We start from the raw sequence: 21045 nt of genomic DNA on the forward strand, positions 1-21045 counted from the left end.
TTTGGTATTACTCCCAACTTCCATATTACCCAACACGGTGTGGAACATTACCCTAATGGTCATTTAATTCAGCAAGAACCATTAAACCCCGGCAATAAAAAAATCCCCATCGTTCACCGAAGAAAAGACGCCGAAGATATGGGGGAGTTTTTTGAAGGCTTTTCAGCAGGAGGCCATGAAGGGTTTATTGATATGCGAGTTCGGTCCGTTCATAGCAGAGGCGATAATGTGTATGCGGTGATTTTCTTTACCTTGCTCTGGCTGGTTATCAAAACCTCGATGGTCTACACCGCTGGAGATACATGGTCACTTAGCTACGTCGATATCACCGTTCTGGCAATTCTCGTCATTTGTATGGGCTTAAGTTTATTCAAGCCCATCGCTATGCCGGTACGCTTTCATAAACAAAACCAAGAGGTTTACGTTTGGCACAATACAGTGCTCTATCGTATTCCATGGCAAGAGTGTGAAATATCCGTGATTGTGGCGAAAACCCATATGGGCTACGGGCGGTTAAAAGATGGCTATGAGTTAATGCTCTGGCTTAACCCTCAACACGCGGTCAACGCCGATCTAACCGGTCATCGCCATCAGTATCTCTCTTTAGTTCATAACATGGGTAGTCATGCCCCTGTATATGGCTATTGGGAATACGTTCGTCGTTATATGGCAGACGAACAACCGCTATGGTATGAAATCAGTAAAGAGCCACGGATTGCAGGAGTCAATACAGAACTCGCAAGAGAAAAAGGATACAGCAACTTCAGTGCATTAGTTCGTTTTATCTTAGTTATGCCAATTATATTTCTTTTTCGACCCGCTGATTTTGCACTTTGGTGTAATCCTCTGAAAGACAAATGGCCAGAACAGGTCCATGAATGGACAGGGAAGCGATGCAATTGGCATTAGACGCTTTTCACGACAGTTTATCCGCACTGCCGCTCAATCGAGCGGCAGTCGAGTTGTTCGCGGAGGAATAACCCATCATGAGTGAGATTAGACAAGTTGGCCCCAATCACAGGATCGTTCAACTGATCATTTTCTTAACTGATAGGAGTTACCTGATACAAAGGTGGCATTTCTGTTGAAAAAATTTGACTAAACCGCCACACTGTCACTTTATTTGTAACGCAAAAATATTTATGCACCCAGTATCAATTCGTTCTGCAGGCGAAAACGATCTCGAACAGCTTAATGAACTGATGTATCAGCTTCATGATGAGCACCATCGTCAATGCCCTAACTACTTCAAAACAGCAGAAGAGATAGAGCAAGAAAAAAGCATTGCTCGCTATCTAGACGATCCTGAATGTCTTGTTTTTGTGGCATGTCAGGCTAACGCCATCATAGGCTTTATCACGGGGCATTTTTGCGAACTCATTTCTACAGTTAGTAAGCCGATCCAAATGGGGAGCATCGATGAGCTATTTATCTGCCCTGAATATCGTGGACAAGGTGTGGCGAATCAACTTTGCCAAAAAATAGAACAACGCTTTGTCGAGTACGGTGTACAGGAAGTTTTTGTTGAAGTGTGGCAATTTAATGCTTCAGCGGTCGAATTCTATCAGCAGTTCGGTTTTGAACATCATATTCATTGGTTACGTAAGTCAGTCGGGAAACACAAGCCAGCATCATGAGTTTTTATTCTAATATAGTTAGCACCTTTATATGTCTGATCTCAGCCTTCTTTTCTCTTTCCTCTGTGGCTGAGTCAGACTCATCAAATTTAAAGGGCGCGGTGTGCGTTATTCGCTCAGGCGAGAAAGTGGTGATGGTCAATGAAATTATTACCAGCAAGCTTTCACTGCCAGCAGGCACCATCGCCAGTGGTGAAGATCCAAAACTGGCGGCTCAACGCGAAGCGTGGGAAGAGACTGGGCTGGTGGTTTCTGTAGGCAATGAATTAGGTCGGAGTGATAACGCTGCGTTTTATGATTGTGTTGCGGACTCAGATATTGTCGCTTTCCAATACAACAATCTTCTCGATGGTAACGAGTTACCCATTTGGTTTGCTCCACATTATGGTATAGAGATATCGTCTGCAATGTTAGTCGATCCGCAACTGGTGCCTATGGAAGACTATCGTTTCCCAGAGCAACTTCAGTGGTTGATTGATGCTTTGCCTAATGCCACCGATCAGAGCGTACTTTACGTGGGCAATCTCGTCGAGGCGGCGCCATTTTTCAATCAGTTAGAACTCGGTTGGATGGTGCAATTGCAACACTCTTTGCTCAAGATGCCTGAGTATATTTATACGGTTTTAGACCTAATGTTGCTCGCGGGTAATTATCTTGCCAATCCACTAATTCTATTGGGGTTATTTCCTCTACTTTATTGGCGATTTGGTAAGGAGTTTTGTTATCGAGCGTTCTTTGCCGTTACCGTAACATCACTACTTAGCCTTGTTGCTCAACAGGGGTTTGCACTTCCGCGGCCGCATGTCTATCTGCCTGCTGTAGAGTTGGCATCAAGTTATGGATTTGGCTTACCGAGTTTACCAATAGCCGTTTGGCTTTGTGTGGGTGTGTTGGTTCTTGATGCACTGAAAAAACTGTATCTTAATCGTTGGTCAATCATGCTTCTGATTGCCGTGAGTTGGCTCGCTATTGCCAAGTTTTACAGTGGTGCTGCTTTCATGATTGACAGTATTAGTGGCGCGTTATTAGGTGCTTTATGTGCATGGCATATCATTAGGTTACAAAGCCGAACCGAAGTGGATGCGATGTTATTACTCTCATCGAAGCTGGTTTGGGGTATGCTGGTTTTTGCCGCGACACTGCTCACCATCTTTTGGCCAATACCTGTATTTACTTATTGGTTAGCAATAATAGTGACGGTGTTCGGTTTGGTTGCAACCCAGCGTACAGAGCAGAAAAAGGCGAATGGCAAGGATACGGTGATTGCTATGTTTGCTATGGTCATAACCTATTTGCTGGTCAGTTATGCTGCGACCTTTGTGTCCTCAAGTGGCCTCTATTCGCTGATTGTCGAAACACTTAGATACCCGTTATTGCTGATTGTGTTCGCAATACTTATCAGAGCAAAAGCAAAGGCAGCGTAACGCTGCCTTTGTGCATTAGGGCTTATTTGTTCAAAATGAATTGCTCAATAACTTTTGCAACTCCGTCGTCATTGTTGCTCGACGTAATATAGTTGGCGATGGCTTTGGTCTGTTCCATCGCGTTTTCCATCGCAACCCCAAGCCCAGCATATTCGAGCATGTGGTGATCATTTTCAGCATCACCCATGCAAATCACCTCGTCAGCCTTAATGCCTAGATAATCAGCAATGGCTTTGACACCAACGCCTTTATTACTGTCGAGACTCAGAAACTCTAGGAAAAAAGGCGCACTTTGAACAATGGTAAATTCCTCTCGCACCGATGGTGGGATCTGATCAACCAGTCTGGTCAGAGTTTCTGGCTCGGCAACAATCATGGCCTTGATGATAGCGTGGTTGTCTTCAAGTTGATCAAAGTCCATTTCGGTTACTGGAATTTGGTTAATAGTGGATTCAATTTGAGTGAATTCATTGTGCTTTGGGGTGATAAGCCCTAGCTCTGCACTAAAGGCATGACAGTAGGCACCTAGTTGTTGCGCCAGTGCTGCAACTTGTTTCGCGCGCTTACCATCAATGATGGCAGTGTGAATCAGTTTGTTGGTGCCCAGTTCTTTCACCATTGAGCCATTGAAGTAAACAACGAACTCATTGTCACCTTCAATGTTGAGCTCCGTTAGCTTCGCTTGCATGCCGTCCAGAGGACGACCAGAGGCAAGAACCACCTTTACGCCACGTTGACGTGCTTCGGCAATCGCGCGTTTTGTTCTCTCGCTAATGGTCTTTTCGCTGGTGAGCAAAGTGCCATCCATATCAAGAGCAATCAATTTATACATAACTTACCTTAAAATAGAGCGTAGACGACGCAAAAGAGCCCAGCATAATGGCTGAGATTCGAATGATCAATTTATGAATTAGTTGACCTTCAACTTGGAGTCCTTTAAGGTCTCGTTCCTGCAAACTTTTGATGATGATTTAGGCTGAGTTTAAGTTGTACAAGATTAACGAAATGTTTCAAACCATTCAGGGAGAAGGGGTCTTTACGGGCGTTCCTTCAGTATTTGTCAGATTGCAAGAATGCCCAGTGGGTTGTGCTTGGTGTGATACTAAGCAAACTTGGGATGCGACCCCGCAAGACGAATGCTCGCTTGAAGAAATCCTAACCAAGAAAGAGGACTCTCCAACTTGGTGTAGTGTATCAGCACAAGACATTGTTAATGAGTACAACAAGCAAGGCTACACCGCTCGACATATTGTGATTACTGGCGGTGAACCTTGTATTTACGATCTTCGACCTCTAACGGCTGCGTTTGAAGCCATGGGTTGCCAATGTCAGATAGAAACCAGCGGAACTTATGACGTTGTAGCTAGCGAAAACACATGGGTGACAGTGTCACCAAAGGTAGCTATGAAAGGCAAGCTGCCAGTGCTAGACAGTACATTATTGCGAGCGAATGAGATTAAGCACCCAGTAGCAACTGAGAAAGACATCGACCAACTGGATGCTTTGCTAGAACGCGCTCAAGTGCCAAAGTCGACTACCATTGCGCTTCAGCCAATCAGTCAAAAACCCCGTGCAACCGAGCTGTGTATTGATGTCTGTATCGCTAGAAATTGGCGTCTGTCGATCCAAACTCACAAATACCTCAGCATTGCTTAAAGGAAACAATCATGAACAAAGCCGTTGTAGTATTCAGTGGTGGTCAAGACTCAACCACATGCCTTGTCCAAGCGCTTAAACAGTTTGATGAAGTTCACGCGATTACTTTTGATTATGGTCAGCGTCATAAGTTAGAAATCGAAGTGGCACAAAACTTAGCAAAAGAGTTGGGTGTTAAGGCCCATAAGGTGATGGATGTCAGTCTATTGAATGAACTGGCAATCAGTTCCCTCACTCGTGATGACATTGCGGTTTCTCATGAACTGCAAGAGAATGGCCTACCAAATTCGTTTGTACCTGGTCGCAATATCCTGTTTTTAACCCTAGCGGGTATCTATGCTTATCAGATTGGTGCGAAAACAGTGATTACTGGTGTATGTGAAACGGATTTTTCTGGCTACCCAGATTGCCGTAATGATTTCGTTAAAGCAATGAACAACGCATTAGCTCAGGGTATGGACTACCAACTAGAGATTGCGACCCCATTGATGTGGCTGAATAAGGCCGAGACTTGGGCATTGGCGGATCAATATGACGCTCTGCAACTTGTACGTGAGAAAACCCTGACTTGCTACAACGGGATTATTGGTGACGGATGTGGTGATTGCCCATCATGCGAACTGAGAAAAGTCGGTCTAAATGACTATTTGGACAACCGCGAAGCGGTGATGGCAGCCTTAGTGGCCAAGCAATAAGAACAAAAAAGCGTCCCGAGGGACGCTTTTGGTCATTAGTCTAGGTACATCTTCGCGAGATCTGATGGCTCCATCTCTTTACCTTCAAGTTGAGCATTCCAGTTAGTACCAACTAGAACACCATCTTCAGCAAGAGTTAGCAACCAATCTTCAACGAAAATATCCAGTGGGATTTCTAGCACTTCGAAGTCTGCCCACTCTTCAACATTGTGCGCTTGTGCATCTTCTTTATTTGACCAGAATGGCATTACTTCACTGTTTTCAAATTCAGTAGAGTCACAAGACAGCCAGCCTTCTTCATTTCGCATGCCCCAAACTAGCTTAGATTGCTTAGTTTCTGAAACGAATAGCTCAAGGTTTGCTTGAATATCAGAAGTTAATTTGCTCATTGGTTTTATCTCATACGTTTAATTGCTGCTAGGGTAACACTCATCACCCAAAAGCAAAATAAAAAAGGGAGCCGAAGCTCCCTTAATCAAAAACAAATGGTTATTTCTCAATCTTAGTGAAGATTGACCACTCTTCTTTAACCTTACCTTTGTGGCCGACAACCGTTGCCACTACCTTGCGGTTTTTCGCATGACTGATTTCGTCTGTGCCTAATGCTTCAAGATCTGTGTCACCGAAACCTATAATGCGGACACGGTCTGAAGCAACACCGTTTTCAAGCAATGCCTTTTCTACTGATTGTGCACGACGCTCAGATAGAGCCATGTTGTATTCCGCTTTACCTACTTTACTTGCATAGCCACGAAGTTCGATCGACGTTGACGGGTAAGATTCAAGGAAGGCAGACATCTCACGAATCTGAGCTAAGAAAGCGGGTTGAATCTGATCCGAATCGTTAGCAAACAGAATATGCAGATTTAGCTGTTCTTCTGTTTTGATATAAGTACCACATCCGTCGTTATCAATATCGGCTTTAGCCGGAGTTTGAGGACATAAATCGCGCGCATTAATCACACCATCCCTATCTTCGTCCAGCAAGTCTGCTAGCTGATTCGGAGTCGGAGTTGCGCGATACTCGTACGTGTCTTCGGCTTTGAGTGGTGCTGCAAAAATGGTTGCAGTGACAAGCGCTGAAAGTACTGTTTTTTTCATCTTAGTATTCTACCTTCTTATTCCACTCTTCAGGTGTATCCACACGTAGTGCCGCCATCAAGTTGCCCGTTGCATTCATAACACGGTACTTAGCGTACTGCTCGTCATACTTAGCATCTAGGTAACCTTTGCGAGCCTCAAACAACTCGTTCTCAGTGTTGAGCAAGTCAAGTAGGGTACGTTTGCCGAGCTTGTACTGCTTTTGGTACGCAATAACGGTGTCAGATGCCGAGTCTACGTGGTCAGCAAGAAACTCTTTTTGCTGAACGGTTAGATCAAGAGCACTCCATGATAGACGCAAACCTTCTTCAACAGTGCGGAATGTACGATCTCGGAAATCTTTCGCTTTATTCAACTGATATGCTGCGCTCTCTGAACGGTCTGCATCAGAGCCACCGTTGTATAGGTTATAGCGCATACGTAGCATTGCAGAGAATTCGTCGCTGCCACCTTCAATGCCGCCGGCATCATCGCGCCAAGTTTGGTTGGCTTCGATTGACAGTGTTGGGTAGTTAACGCCTTTAGTTTGGTCGTATTGGAATCGAGCAGAATCGACGTCAGCTTGAGCTATCTTGATCACTGGATGTGAGTTAAATGCGGTGTCTAAAGCTTCATCCACTGTGAAAGGGATTGCGGTTTGATCGGCACGAGGGAAGATTAACCCTTGTGGTGCTTGACCAACGATACGCTTGAATTGAGTGTGGACATCAAACAGGTTGTTTTGCGCAGCGAGCAAGTTGCCGTGCGCTTTAGCCAAACGTGCTTCTACTTGTGATAAATCTGCTGTTGAACCTATTCCTGAATCAACACGCTTGCTGATGTCACGATAAATCTCTTTGTGTACAGCCAGATTACTTTCAGAAAGAGCTAACACTTCATATGCTTTTGTCGCGTCCAAGTAAATCTTAGTCACTTGAAGAGCGATATCTTGGGCATCGGAAAGAAGTTGGAATCGAACAGACTCGGCGTCTGCAGCAGTTCTATCCATGTCGTTAAGAGTAGCGGAACCATCCCATAACAACTGTGTCAGCGTCAAAGTCGCTTCTTTACGGGTCAATTCATTTTCGGTCCCTGATGCTAAGTCAACCGCTTCATAACCAATACCTGCATCTAAATCCAATTTAGGCATGTAAGCGCCAGTTGATGCTTCTGAGTCATAATACTTACTCATAAACTCATTGTATGATGCTTTAATTTCAGGATTCGTAGTAATGGTGTAGGCAACTGCTTGCTCTAATGTTTGACTATGTGCTGGAAAGCTAAGTGCAACCGCGCAACTTAGTACTTTCAACTTATTCCAATTCACTCTGACTCTCCTCGAAGTGCTCGTAATTGAGGATAATACTCAACTTTTTTGTCTCGTTTGTGAGATTTATCCATCGATAGCGCCAATAAAATAACACTCTTAGTAGCAGAAAACTAATGAAAAACGCATTTATTGTGTTGCTAAGTTGTTAATTGTCGACAAAGATTAAAAAATTGAGTGCATATTGGTTAAAGAGGCATCATTTAGACTTTATGATGCTAAAAATGTGATCTTAATTCACGGTCTCAATGTTGAGAAATGCAACTTGTGTCGTGTTTGTTGAGGCTTTTATACAAAAAATGTGTTTAGCCGAATAGTTAAAGATGTTAATTTATAACCTGCATGAATTTTTAACATTGCCAAATTTTTGTCGGCAATGACATAAGCAAGAATTTAGTCAAGGATAAAGGGCTTAAAATATGGGTTTTGGTACTTACGTAGCAGTAGGCAATTTAGCAGCAAACCAAATCATCGTTATTGATGCAAACGGTAATGTTCGAGTTTTGGTAGAGGGAGAGCTTCCAAAACCGGGTGAGGTGATTGTTCAGGGAAATCCTGAGTTTGCTGAAGATCAACAACTACAAGTCAACCTAGTTGGCGACAACGGCGAGAACCAAGATATCTCAGCAGAAATTGCAGATATCTTTGCTGCGTTAGAAGAAGGCCAAGACCCGACTGAGTTAGGTGAAGACTTTGCAACGGCCGCTGGTGGTCAAAGTGGTTCAAGCCTAACGGCTTCCACATCTGTTGCGCGTGATGGTGCCGAGACGATTGCTTCGACTAATTTCGATACTTCAGGTTTTGAATCATTAGGTCTTTCTCAGACACAAAGCCTTGCACTCCTAGAGCAATTCCGTCTATTCAATCCTATTTTCGTTGATCTAAACAATGACCCACTAGGTGATAGCCTTGCCGTTGTTACCGACGAAGATACACCTATCAGCGGAACGCTGACTGCTACAGACCAAAATGCCCAAGATATCCTAACTTTCTCCCAATCTTCTGCGCCTGCAAACGGTACGGCTATCGTAAACCCAGACGGCACTTGGACCTATACGCCGAATGAGAATTATAACGGCCCTGATAGCTTCACTGTCATTGTCAATGACGGCAATGGTGGTACAGATACGCTGGTAGTCAATATTGATGTTACTCCTGTGAATGATCCAGCAACAGTTGGTGATGATGCTGGTTTGGTTGTTGAGGATTCAGAGAATCAAGCAATTGCGACAGGTACACTTGACATCGTGGATGTGGATGCTGGCGAAGCATTTGTACAGGCATTCGAATCAACAAATGAATATGGCACATTCAAGGTAGAGGCTGACGGTAGTTGGTCTTTTACAATTAACAATGAGAGTCCAGCGGTTCAAGCACTGCCTGACGGCAAAGAGATTCCGTTAAGCTTTGATGTCACATCACTAGATGGGACAGGTACTGGAACAGTGGCCGTTGTTGTCCGCGGTACTAACGATAAAGCGACAATAGAAGTCTCTGACATAGAAGATTTAAGCGTCACCGAAAAAGGTGACTTGGTTGCGGGCGACCCTAATGCTGGCGGCAAGCTAGCAGTCAATGATGTTGATGCAGGTGAAGCGCTCTTCCAAGTTCCTAGCGACCTTTCCGGCAATTACGGCAAGTTCACATTCGATGAGCAAGGTAACTGGACTTATGTACTTGACAACACGAAAGCTGATTCACTGACAGAGAATCAGCAAGTACAAGAAACACTAACGGTGACGTCGGCAGATGGGACCGCGACTCATACCATCACTGTGAATGTAACGGGAAGTAACGATTTTGCGACGGTAAGTAGCGATCGAGGAGTCGTCAAAGAAGATCGTGCAGGTAAAAGCACAGCAGAAGGTGACTTAGTTATTGCTGATGTTGATGCTGGTGAGCAGAAAGTAAATGCTTATCAGAAGGAAACAGATTACGGCACGTTTAGTGTGGACGAAAATGGACACTGGGAGTTTGTAATCAACAACAACTCTGAAGCTGTTCAAGCGCTAGCTAAGGGTGACAAAGAACGCTTAGAATTCGAAGTAATATCAGTTGACGGTACAGGCAAAGGTACTGTGACTGTTATTGTCCGCGGTACTAACGATAAAGCGACGATAGAAGTTTCTGACATAGAAGATTTAAGCGTCACCGAAAAAGGTGATTTGGTTGCGGGCGACCCTAATGCTGGCGGCAAGCTAACAGTTAATGATGTTGATGCAGGTGAAGCGCTCTTCCAAGTTCCTAGTGACCTTTCCGGCAATTACGGCGAGTTCACATTCGATGAGCAAGGTAACTGGACTTATGTACTTGACAACACGAAAGCTGATTCACTGACAGAGAATCAGCAAGTACAAGAAACACTAACGGTGACGTCGGCAGATGGGACCGCGACTCATACCATCACTGTGAATGTAACGGGAAGTAACGATTTTGCGACGGTAAGTAGCGATCGAGGAGTCGTCAAAGAAGATCGTGCAGGTAAAAGCACAGCAGAAGGTGACTTAGTTATTGCTGATGTTGATGCTGGTGAGCAGAAAGTAAATGCTTATCAGAAGGAAACAGATTACGGCACGTTTAGTGTGGACGAAAATGGACACTGGGAGTTTGTAATCAACAACAACTCTGAAGCTGTTCAAGCGCTAGCTAAGGGTGACAAAGAACGCTTAGAATTCGAAGTAATATCAGTTGACGGTACAGGCAAAGGTACTGTGACTGTTATTGTCCGCGGTACCAACGACGGTCCTGTAGCGGAGAACGACATTCGAGCAGTTAATGAGGATGCGGAACTGTCAGTTCTGAGCTCCCAAGGTGTTCTAAAAAACGATTTTGATGTTGATGGTGACCAACTCAAGGTAACCGCCATTCGAACAGGAACAGAAGAGAGTTTAGATGGAACCACTAACGGTGAGGTTGGTTCGGCTCTAGATGGCGTATATGGAACACTTACTCTTAATACTGATGGTAGTTATACGTATGTTGCAAATCATGCAGACGGTTTAAAACTCGGCCAAGTAGTGTCTGACACGTTCACTTACACAGTGAGTGATGGTCAGGGAGGGACAGATACCGCCACGCTAACCATTACTGTAACCGGTACAAACGATACTCCAATCGCTCGCAACGACAGCAATGCAATAGGGGAAAATACAACACTCAATGTCACGGAACTCAATGGACTGCTGAAAAATGACAGTGACATTGATGGTGATAAGCTTGAGGTAATTGGTATTCGTACAGGTGCCGAAAGCGCCACAAATAGCGAATCTGGAATTGTGGGGTCTGAGCTAGCTGGTAGTTTTGGTACTTTAACCGTCAATGCTGATGGTAGTTACAAGTATGTGGCTGACAATGCAGAAAGTCTAAAGGTTGGTGAAACAGTTTCCGAGACCTTTACCTATACGATTAGCGACGGTCAGGGCGGCACAGATACAGCGACTCTAACGATTACTGTAACCGGAACCAATGACGGCCCTAAAGCAAATGATGACAAGTACGGGGTAGAAACTACAACACTACTCTTCTCTGAATCATTCGAGCATATGGCGAACACTGGAAAATGGACAGTAGTTAGCGGAGATCAACTGGATGATTGGAACGGAACCAACGGTTTAGAAATCCAACGTGATGGGCTAATCGCCAAAGCTACTGATGGTGATTACATCGCAGAGCTTGATGCGCACCAAAACACGGCCATTACCACTTCTATAAACACTGCCGGACAAGACAGTGTTCGTGTTGAATTTGACTACAACCCTCGTCGAGACGGTGATTCATCATCAGATATGAAGTTCACCTTTGGTGCTGAAACTATTACTGTCCATGCTGACGGAACAGTTTCAGGTTCTGACATTTCTAATGTTCAAATTGTTGGCCCTGATTCAGACGGTTGGTATAAAGTTACTGCTGAATTTGATGTTCAAGGTGACAGTACTGATTTGACTTTTGCGGGTGCGGGTAAGTCAGATAGCTATGGCGCGCTGTTAGACAATATCACTGTTACAGGCGTGAACAAGCCGAACCTTACTACACCAGAAGATACGACAATCGAAATTACCTTTGCTGAACTGCTAGCGAACGACACCGATGTCGATGGCGACGTTCTGTCTATTGTTGAAGGATCAATTGTATCTCCTACTCATGGTCAGCTAGAAGTTGATTATGAGAATGGAGTGATCAAGTTCAAACCAGACGCTAATTACAACGGTGAGGCAACGTTTAAATACACTGTTACTGATGGTAATGGCGGTTATGACGACGCTACGGTTACTCTGAATGTCACACCAGTTAATGATCCTCCGGTTGCAAAAGACGATGTACATACTTTAGGTAACAACTTAATCCTGAATGGCAGCTTTGAGTCATTCACTAGCTCATCTAGCCCAAGTTGGGGCGATCGCGCGAGTAGCCTGGACAACTGGGAGTTTACTGCTAATTCAGGGAAGCTCGATTTAGTAGAAGATGGCTATAAAAATGTATCTACTGACGGTGACCGCTTTATTGATATGGAAGGTGAGGGTGGCCGAGGAGATAATGTCACTCTGAGTCAAACCGTTAATGGCGTTGAGGAAGGTAAGCCTTACCAAATCTCTTTAGATGTTGCTGCGCGTGGTGAGAACCATACGGCTAAGATTCAGGTTGTTTGGAATGGTGTAGTCATTGCGACTATTACTCCAGATAGCAATACTATGGAAACGCACACTTTCGAAGTAATCGGTGCAGCTGGCGATAATACCATTAGTTTTGTTGAAGTAGGCGGTGCTGGTGATAACAGTGGTACCTACCTAGATAACATCAAACTTCAAGAAGTGTTAGTTGATCTCACAACTGACGAAGACACGACTCTAGAGATTCCACACTCACAGTTACTTGCAAACGACTTCGATGTTGACGGCGATACCCTAACCATTACGTCTGTCTCCATGACTGACCCTAGCCATGGTGAGGTGAAACTTGTTAATGGCAAAGTAGTTTTTGAGCCAGCTGATAATTTCAATGGCGTAACAACATTTGAGTACACAATCTCTGATAATAACGGTGGTACTGATACTGCGACAGTTACTGTTAATGTTAAGCCAGTTAATGACGCGCCAGTATTCGAACAAGACGGTGAACCTCTTGCCGACAACGAATCGATTAATGTAGTCACAAAAGAAGACGAAGCTATCACAGGCACAGTCAAAGCCACAGATGTGGATGGAGACAAGCTGACTTACACTGTCGAACAACCGCAAAACGGTAGTGTTGCTATTAATGCAGTGACAGGTGAGTGGAAATATACTCCGAACAATGAATACGATGGTGAAGACTCATTTGTTGTAACTGTTGCTGATGGAAATGGTGGGATAGACACAGTCGTTGTTCATGTCGATGTGTTACCGGTTGCTGAGCTTACTGTAAAAGCGGGTGAGCCAGTTAAAGAGGCCGATGATGCCTATCTATCATTCGAAATCAAACTCGATGAGCTCGTTTCGGAAAATGTTGCTCTTAATCTGACTTTAGGTAGTGCTAATGATACTGCTACGAAAGGTATTGACTATGAAAATAATATCTATGTCAAAGTCGGGGACAACTATCAAGCACTCACTGCACAAGAGTTAGCTGATCTTGTTATTCAACAAGGTTCTAGCAGCATTGAAGTTTTTGTCAAAGTTATTGATGACCGCCTTCTAGAAGGCGAGGAAACAGTAACATTAACCGTTTCCTCGAACAGTGAGTTTGTAGAAGATCCGAGAAACGATTCTGATACGGCTAAAATCATAGACGAGACAGAAGATGTACTGAAAGACACCGTTATTGTAGGTCTTACAGGCCCAGACTCTGTAGTCGAAGGCGACAAAACAGGTACGTTCACTATTACGTTAAGTGAGCCTGTTCCGGCTGATAGTGTCATAACGCTCAAGTACACATACACTAACGCAAGCGGTGAAGACATTATCGAGGTGCTCACGGTAAACGTTGCGGAAAATTCTGATACAGCAACCTTTGATATTCAAACCGTACAAGATAAAGAGTATGAGGTTGGTCAAGAGTTTAACGTTAGTGTTGTATCAGTCACTCAAGGTGGCAAGGATGTCTTTGAGAAGCTAGATACGTCTAGTGCCAACAAAGATGTGGCGATTGATGATAGCCATGACAACCCACCTAAAGCTGAAGACTTCACTGCAGCTGTCAAATCTACAGGTAAGACGCAGGTTGTCTTTGAAACAGCAGATACGCCTATCAATACTGATCCATCTGATACTTCAACAGACCATATATCTGATGCTGAAGATGATGATGCAGGCGTTGACCCGAAAGTAGTTATTGTTGAACTACCAGACCATGGCCAGTTGTTCTACAAAGAGGGCGGTGAGTTCTTCCCTGTAGAGGAAGAGCACTTACTCGGTGGCTCAAACGAGAAACACTTTGACGCAAACTCTATTCACTACGAACCAGATGCAGATTCTGAAGGCTTTATTCTTGGCGTTAAAGATGCTGAGCTTTCTGAAGCAGGAGCTTCAAACGAAGAGTTCCTTAACTGGGGTGACGCTACATCAGATAGCAATGTTAGAACCCTAGACTTGGGTAATGGTCACGTTGTGACTATTACTTCAAACGGTGATCTATTCCAGCATATGGGTGATCCAAGCGCGAATCACGTCGGTTACGGCATTGGCGTCAACAATGATAAAGGCATTGATAAAAATGACTCAATCTCGATTGACTTTGGTTCTCGCCCTGCGACTAGCGTCACTCTCGGTTTAGATGGTGTTGGTGGTTGGTTCCATGAAGGACTCGACACAAACGACGAAACCTCAGTCAGAATTGTAGTTCACTACGAAGGTGGGCCAGCAGAAGGGGTTGAGTATACATTCCAGAAATCGACATCTGGCGACAGCAACCTATTCCACGAGATTACTATCCCAGCTAACGGTGATTTAACTAGTGGTACTTTGATAGGTGCCTCGCTTCCTGACGGCGCAATTATTACAAGTGTTGAGCTAGGAACTAATGGTAATGGTAACTGGGAGTTACGCTACCTAGAGACTGAAGCGACAGATAGCTTTGATTACCGTGCTGTTGATAGTGACGGCAATATGAGTGAAACCAAGACAGTTACTGTCGATGAAAGTAACGGTAGCTTGGAAGCAAATAATGATCCTCAAGGCTTTGAAGTTAAACTTGGCGAATACAGCGATGACAATAGCTCACCTTGGACAGACGAGGGTGTAGCGTTAAGTGCCAGCTTTAATGGTCAAGATAAAGCCTTCGCTCACGACGGCATTAAGATTGGCGTTGCGGGTCAAGTAGGTGGCCTTGGTGCTCAGATAGAGTACGACCGTGACGAACAAATCTCTGAGAAGTTTGAAATCAACTTAGACAAGCCAGCGACTCAATTTACCTTCTCTGTTTCTAATTTGTTTGAGAATGAAGGTAATGATGGTGGCTTTACAGACAACCATGAGCAAGGTCGTTGGGTTGCTTACCTTGACGGGATTGCTGTAGCCAGCGATACATTCGTTGCCGAGGGTAAGGGTAAGGGTACTTATGAAATCATTCCAAAAGGACCTGATGGCGCTCCGATCGCATTTGATAGTGTTGTATTCGAAGCAACGGAATACTCTAACAGACCTACGCATGACAATGACGCATCAGATTATTTCCTAACGGGATTTAAAGCGTCTAGCGAAGGCGCATATGCTGTGAATCAAGGCGGTATCCTTACGATTCCAGCATCGCAACTTGCTGGCATAAATGGCTCTGAACTGCTTGATAACGACGTTGACTCTGACGGCGATAGTCTACGTATCACTTACGTATATGGTGAGACTGAAGGTAATGCTTACATCAAAGATGGTGTGGTGTACTTCGATCTAACTGGCGATGACTTTGTTGGCGAAACAACATTCAAATACCAGATTACTGATGACAATGGTGAAGTCGCAAGTGCTACAGTCAATGTTATCGTTAACCCTCAGCCGACTGCTTCGAATGTAGCGTCTGTCGACTTACTAGCAGATTCAGTATTGGAAGGCGATGATCTCGGTTTCAAAGTAACGTTAGATTCGAGTGCGCTCGTTGAAACTAAATTGGATGTTGTTTTCGGTGCAAACAGTGATAGCGCTGATGACTCGGGTGCAGAGAAAGACTTAGACTTAAGCCAGGTTCGTTTCACAAATGGTGTGACCTATGATGAGCAAAGCGGTAAGCTGATTGTTCCTGTAGGTGTTAAAGACTTTAGTATCTTGATTCCAACTATTGATGACAGTGTTGATGAACTTGATGAGTCCTACACGGTGACAGTTGGCGGTGAATCTGCTACTGGAAGCATTGTTGATAATGATGATGCTCCAACCATCGATAGTGTAACCCCGAATGATATAGACGTAACTGAAGGCGATCTCGCAGTATTCACCGTGACGCTTTCCAATGCTAGCAGCCAAGAGACTCGCTTCGACTGGTCTCTCAATTCAGGCAGCGCCAAGCCTGGTGTAGATGAAGACTATACCGAGAATGTTCAGTTCACCAATAATGTGACGTTAGTAAACGGTCAGTTAGTGGTACCAGCAGGTGTAACCTCGTTTGAGGTTAAGGTCCCAACCAATGATGACAGCATTGATGAACCAAACGAGCACTTCTCTATCACAGTCGGAGGTAAGGATGGTGTAGCGAACATTATTGACAATGATGAGTCTCCAATTACAGGCAATTCACATGTAAGTGGAGAAGAGCAATCTAGCTACAAGTTCACATGGAGTGATTTTGATGTCTCCGATGTGGACTCTGCCAACCTATCAGTTGTTATTACCAGTGCACCTGGCGCGGGTGACTTGTACTTGTATGATGCAGATTCTAATACGTGGATTCACTTAGACAGCGATAAGATTGGCTCGGGATACCAAATTACTCAAGAGCAGATCGAAAGCGGGTACTTGGTGTTTACTCCGGTGAGCTATGAATCTAGCACATCTATGTCTGATGAAAGCAACACAGCAACCGGCAACAAACAGCCTGATTATGCTGAGTTTAACTACCATGGCTTTGATGGTGTTAATTCAAGTACTACAGTAACTATGTCTGTAGATATTCGACCTGATACAACGCCGGCGAGACTGATTTTAGAAACGCCAGTGGCAGAGTTAAGTGAAGGCTTCAAATTGGAACAATGGGACAACTTACCGTTCGAAGGCAATAATGGTAATGGTGTTTCGCCGGATACGGTTGAGGACAAAGTTGAGTCAGCAGGAACTCCTAATTCTACTGCAACGGTGCAAAGTCCTGATTTTGGAACGCAGCATTCACCGAGCATTACTAACGTTACCAGTAAGTTAACTGGTCTGGTTTTCCTTGAGGCAGGCAAGTCGTATGTATTTACCGGTGATGTAGATGACTCATTTAGACTCGAAATTGGTGGCCAAACGTTAGTTTCACAAACCTGGGGTGACGTGCCCGCTACAGGGCAAGGTGTCTACGCATCGGATTCATTTGTGCCTTCTGCTTCAGGTTGGTATACAGTGACTGCATTCCACGATAACGAATCTGGCCCTGGAAATGCTTCAATTAATGTCAAGGTTGATGGCTCTGATGCCGTCGAATTTAACACTGAGAATTTCGATATTGTCCCAGATTCATCGGCACTGGACGGTAAAGTCAATATTGGAGCCGTCGTAGAGCATGTTTCACAAGAAGGTGGCTATTACCCTGCATTTGACATTAACGAAGGTCTAGAAGATACGTTTATTAATGTTTCCAAGATTACTACGCAACTTGTTGATACTGACGGCTCAGAAACTTTGAACTTGGTTCTAGATGGTCTTCCAGAAGGAACAGTTGTCAAACTGGGTGACAGTGAGCTTGAGGTTAATTCTACTGGTCGAGTGAACATCTCATCCTGGTTATCTGAGGGTGGTAAAGTTGAAACAATCTTAGATGAAATCCAAATCAAAGTTGATGAACCAGGTACTTATACCGTGGCAGTTAAAGCCATCTCTGACGAGATTGTGGGAGACTCGAAAGAAGTTACACAAGGTACATTTGAGTTAATTGTCCATCCAATTCAGTATGCGCCAACAGTAGGCACTGTACATGTCAACTTGTCTGAAGAAACGTTGGATGGTGGACTAGAGGATGATGCGGGTAAGGGACCTCAGGACGATACGACAGATGTAACTTCCGTTTCTGGTTCGGTTTCGGTATCTGATTTGAACGGTGACGATGTTTCTTTAACATTCGAAGTACCTGCAGAGACACTCTACTCGGCTGGTACGTCGGTGACTTGGGTTCTTTCTGATGACAAACAAACCCTGGAAGGTTATGTTGGCTCAGAACGTGTTATCTCTGCAACCATTAATGATCAAGGTGAGTATGGTATTGAGCTGTTAGCACCTATTAATCATAGTGATAACACTGGTGAGGATACTGAAAGTTTCACTATTCCAGTTATTGGTTCAGATGGTCAACGCACAGGCCATGGCGCTATTTCAGTCACAATTGAAGATGATGCGCCTGAGGCTGAGCTTATTCACCATGATGTCAGTGCAGAAACAAAACAGGGTGCTAATGTTCAGCTTATCCTTGATACTTCTGGTTCGATGGGCGAGCCAGCAGGTAATGGTCAAACTCGTCTTCAAGTAATGCAAGCTGCTGCTCTTCAGTTGTTAGCTCAATATGCTGCTTTAGGAGAGACACGAGTTCAGTTGATAGAGTTCTATTCTGATTCTAAGTATTACGTATCCAACTCCAGCGGTTCAAAGTGGATGACGGTAGGTGAAGCTTCAGAGTTCATTAGTAAACTCAAGTCTGGAGGCGGTACTGATTATGATGATGCGACAGAGATGGGCGCTGATATTTGGGACGATAACTCTGGTGATATGATCGCGGGTGGTTCAAATATCTCCTACTTCCTTTCAGATGGTAAACCTAACACAGGGGAGGAGTTATCTGATGATGAACGTTTGGATTGGGAAAAACATTTACGTGATCACGATGTAACCGCACTGGCTTATGGAATTGGTAATAATGTTCCAGCACAGGACCTCAATCCAGTTTCTTATGACGGCCATTTAGCGAACGATACAAATGCTATTATCGTTCCCGATGTGACACAGTTGCCTCCGGTGATTCTTCAGTCGGTAATACAGGCTGTTGGAGGTAACTTGCTGGTTGACTCTGTTGGCGCTGATGGCGGCGTCATCAGTGAAATCACTATTGAGGGAGTTACTTATAGTTTCGATGGCAAGACATTAACGACCGATGGTGACAATGTTGACATATCTCATCGCTTTGATTCTGTGAGCAATACGTTAAGTATTTACATCGATTCCAAACACTCCTTGGTCATTGACCTTGATGATGGTCATTACGAGTTCTTTGGTGCCCAGGATAGCCAAGTGGTGAACCTAGAATTCGGTTATACATTAACTGACAGTGATGGTGACAATAGTAGTAATAGCTTATCTTTTGAAATTCCTGCCATTACGGAAGGCGGAAATACTGGCGGAACTAATGCTCTGCCTACCACAGCTAATTTTTCTCTCTCTTCTGACCATAGTGTTGTAGAGGTTAACTTTGAACGACATGCTGAAGATGTTGAAGATAATCAGGATGATAATAAGTTTACTCAAGTTAAACTGGCTGAGTTACCTGATCATGGTGATTTGTATTACTTGGATAGTACAACTAATAAGTACGTTAAAGTGACAGAGGATATGATCACCGGTGATAACCCTCTATTGTTCAACGATGACACTAAGGTCTATTATGTTACTGATTCAGATGTTGTAGTCTCGAAATCTCTAACGAATTCAATGATGGAAAGCGCCAACGGCACGGGACCACTAAATGCTGATGGCTTTACCATCAGCGGCGGTAACTTTAATGCTGATTCTATCCAATTTAGCGGTGAGGGAAGTGCTGGGGTAAGCTATAGAAAGGGTGGAATTTACGTTGATACTCCATCCGGCTCTGGTAGTGCAACAGGCCAAGAAACTGGGAAAGGTGAATACATTTCGATTTCATCGGATAAGGGACATATTTCTTCTGCAACTATCGAGTTCGACAGTGTTCAAGGCCATTTAGGTAACGGCAAGGCAGTGGTTATTGCATACCTATTTAGTAATGGACAAAAGTTGAGCGTAGAACCAATAGTACATAACTTTAAGACTGATGGTGATACAAGAATAATTAGTTCCAATGTATCCTTTGATGAAATCAGATTGGCATATGTAGGGCCTGATGAAGGTCAATCTAATGGCTTCCTGATTTCAGATATATCATTAGAATTAGTAGGTAACGTTGATGTCAGTGATGAGTTCACCTACTGGGCGGTTGATTCTGACGGCCAACAAAGCCTCACTCAAGGTAAGGTTGACGTTCAGGTGTCGACTGTATTGCAAGATAACGGTGCAGGTGTTGATCATGTAGCCTTCCTTAATGGATACAGGCAATATAGTTGGGCAGCGTCAGCGGCAACACTGTATGAGGGTGCTTCGCATACCCTAATTGATTACGACGAATCGATTGGTGCAGTTATAGATACTGGTATTGCTGGTGATGACGTCTACATGGGCGCAGGTTCAGATACAATCTATCTTGGTGACAGTCATTCTCCAGGTCAGGATTTGAATGAGACAGCTCAGACTAATGCTATTAATAGCTTTGTTACCAAATCAATTGATCAACTGACGAATACTACAGAAGATGGCGCGCTAACGGTAAGCGGGAGTTCAAATGCGTGGCTAGATATCGCACACGGTGGTGGTGGTAATGATCACATATACGGTGAGGGTGGTTCGGACCTTATCTTCGGCGGAACTGGTCACGACATTCTAGACGGTGGCACTGGCAATGATGCGGTACGTGGTGGCTCTGGTAACGACACCATCATCGGTGGTCAGGGCAACGATATCCTTGTCGGAGATGATGGTGCAGATATCTTCACATGGCTAGACGGTGATCTTGATGGCTCAACTGACGTTATCAAGGACTTTGGTAAAACTGAAGGTGATAAGATTGACTTGTCAGAGTTGTTTGAGGGCGACGATCGTACAGTCGATGAGATTATTGGAAGTAATGATATTGTTGTAGCTAACTCAGATAACGATGCACATGCAGAAATTGTCGTTAGTAAAGGTGGTAACAGTGTAACCATTGAGTTAGAAGGTTGGAATGCCACTCAACTAACAAATGAACTGTCTAAAATCCTGATAATCAAAGATGACTAAATCCAAAAGGGCCGCAAGGCC

10 protein-coding genes are annotated in these 21045 nt (G+C 44.2%); 6 read left to right on the top strand and 4 right to left on the bottom strand.

What is annotated here, in order from left to right:
* From ACQEXR_RS10000 to ACQEXR_RS10010, 3 genes are all read left to right on the top strand, one after another.
* Window positions 1–909: DUF6708 domain-containing protein (locus ACQEXR_RS10000; protein WP_427020260.1), on the top strand; the 909-nt coding region annotated here is incomplete at its 5' end.
* 233 nt (window positions 910–1142) lie between these two features.
* Window positions 1143–1637: a GNAT family N-acetyltransferase gene (locus tag ACQEXR_RS10005; RefSeq protein ID WP_331418611.1), complete on the top strand. Its 495-nt coding sequence runs from the start codon at window positions 1143–1145 to the stop codon at window positions 1635–1637.
* Window positions 1638–1738: 101 nt separating this feature from the next.
* Window positions 1739–3061: an NUDIX domain-containing protein gene (locus tag ACQEXR_RS10010; RefSeq protein ID WP_427020261.1), complete on the top strand. Its 1323-nt coding sequence runs from the start codon at window positions 1739–1741 to the stop codon at window positions 3059–3061.
* A gap of 22 nt (window positions 3062–3083) precedes the next feature.
* Here the strand turns inward: ACQEXR_RS10010 and ACQEXR_RS10015 are convergent, their stop codons facing one another.
* Window positions 3084–3893: a Cof-type HAD-IIB family hydrolase gene (locus ACQEXR_RS10015; protein ID WP_426950659.1), complete on the bottom strand. Its 810-nt coding sequence runs from the start codon at window positions 3891–3893 to the stop codon at window positions 3084–3086.
* Window positions 3894–4048: 155 nt separating this feature from the next.
* Between ACQEXR_RS10015 and queE the strand changes: the two genes are divergently transcribed.
* On the top strand, window positions 4049–4717 hold the full coding sequence (gene queE / locus ACQEXR_RS10020; protein ID WP_427020262.1) for a 7-carboxy-7-deazaguanine synthase QueE: 669 nt from the start codon (window positions 4049–4051) through the stop codon (window positions 4715–4717).
* Window positions 4718–4728: 11 nt separating this feature from the next.
* On the top strand, window positions 4729–5412 hold the full coding sequence (gene queC / locus ACQEXR_RS10025) for a 7-cyano-7-deazaguanine synthase QueC (RefSeq protein ID WP_331426481.1): 684 nt from the start codon (window positions 4729–4731) through the stop codon (window positions 5410–5412).
* A 35-nt stretch (window positions 5413–5447) separates the two neighbouring features.
* Here queC and ACQEXR_RS10030 read toward each other — a convergent pair whose 3' ends face one another.
* The 3 genes from ACQEXR_RS10030 to ACQEXR_RS10040 form a co-directional block, all read right to left on the bottom strand.
* Window positions 5448–5801 (bottom strand): DUF2750 domain-containing protein, encoded by a 354-nt coding sequence (locus tag ACQEXR_RS10030; RefSeq protein ID WP_138972336.1) that lies wholly within the window; start codon window positions 5799–5801, stop codon window positions 5448–5450.
* Window positions 5802–5901: 100 nt separating this feature from the next.
* A complete protein-coding gene (locus ACQEXR_RS10035) occupies window positions 5902–6513 on the bottom strand; it encodes an OmpA family protein (RefSeq protein WP_427020263.1) in 612 nt (203 codons plus the stop codon).
* Between the two features lies 1 nt (window position 6514).
* A complete protein-coding gene (locus ACQEXR_RS10040; RefSeq protein WP_427020264.1) occupies window positions 6515–7819 on the bottom strand; it encodes a TolC family outer membrane protein in 1305 nt (434 codons plus the stop codon).
* Window positions 7820–8238: 419 nt separating this feature from the next.
* On the opposite strand from ACQEXR_RS10040, the gene ACQEXR_RS10045 reads away from it, so the two are divergent.
* Window positions 8239–21024: a VCBS domain-containing protein gene (locus ACQEXR_RS10045; RefSeq protein ID WP_427020265.1), complete on the top strand. Its 12786-nt coding sequence runs from the start codon at window positions 8239–8241 to the stop codon at window positions 21022–21024.
* Window positions 21025–21045: the final 21 nt, after the last annotated feature.

Source organism: Vibrio sp. TRT 2004, from assembly GCF_050113735.1.
GTDB lineage: Bacteria > Pseudomonadota > Gammaproteobacteria > Enterobacterales > Vibrionaceae > Vibrio.

Excerpts from the sequence above, each read along its gene's own strand:
- ACQEXR_RS10005 (WP_331418611.1), top strand. The coding sequence starts at position 1,143 with ATGCACCCAGTATCAATTCGTTCTGCAGGCGAAAACGATCTCGAACAG.
- ACQEXR_RS10015 (WP_426950659.1), bottom strand. The coding sequence starts at position 3,893 with ATGTATAAATTGATTGCTCTTGATATGGATGGCACTTTGCTCACCAGC.
- queC (WP_331426481.1), top strand. The coding sequence starts at position 4,729 with ATGAACAAAGCCGTTGTAGTATTCAGTGGTGGTCAAGACTCAACCACA.
- ACQEXR_RS10030 (WP_138972336.1), bottom strand. The coding sequence starts at position 5,801 with ATGAGCAAATTAACTTCTGATATTCAAGCAAACCTTGAGCTATTCGTT.
- ACQEXR_RS10035 (WP_427020263.1), bottom strand. The coding sequence starts at position 6,513 with ATGAAAAAAACAGTACTTTCAGCGCTTGTCACTGCAACCATTTTTGCA.
- ACQEXR_RS10045 (WP_427020265.1), top strand. The coding sequence starts at position 8,239 with ATGGGTTTTGGTACTTACGTAGCAGTAGGCAATTTAGCAGCAAACCAA.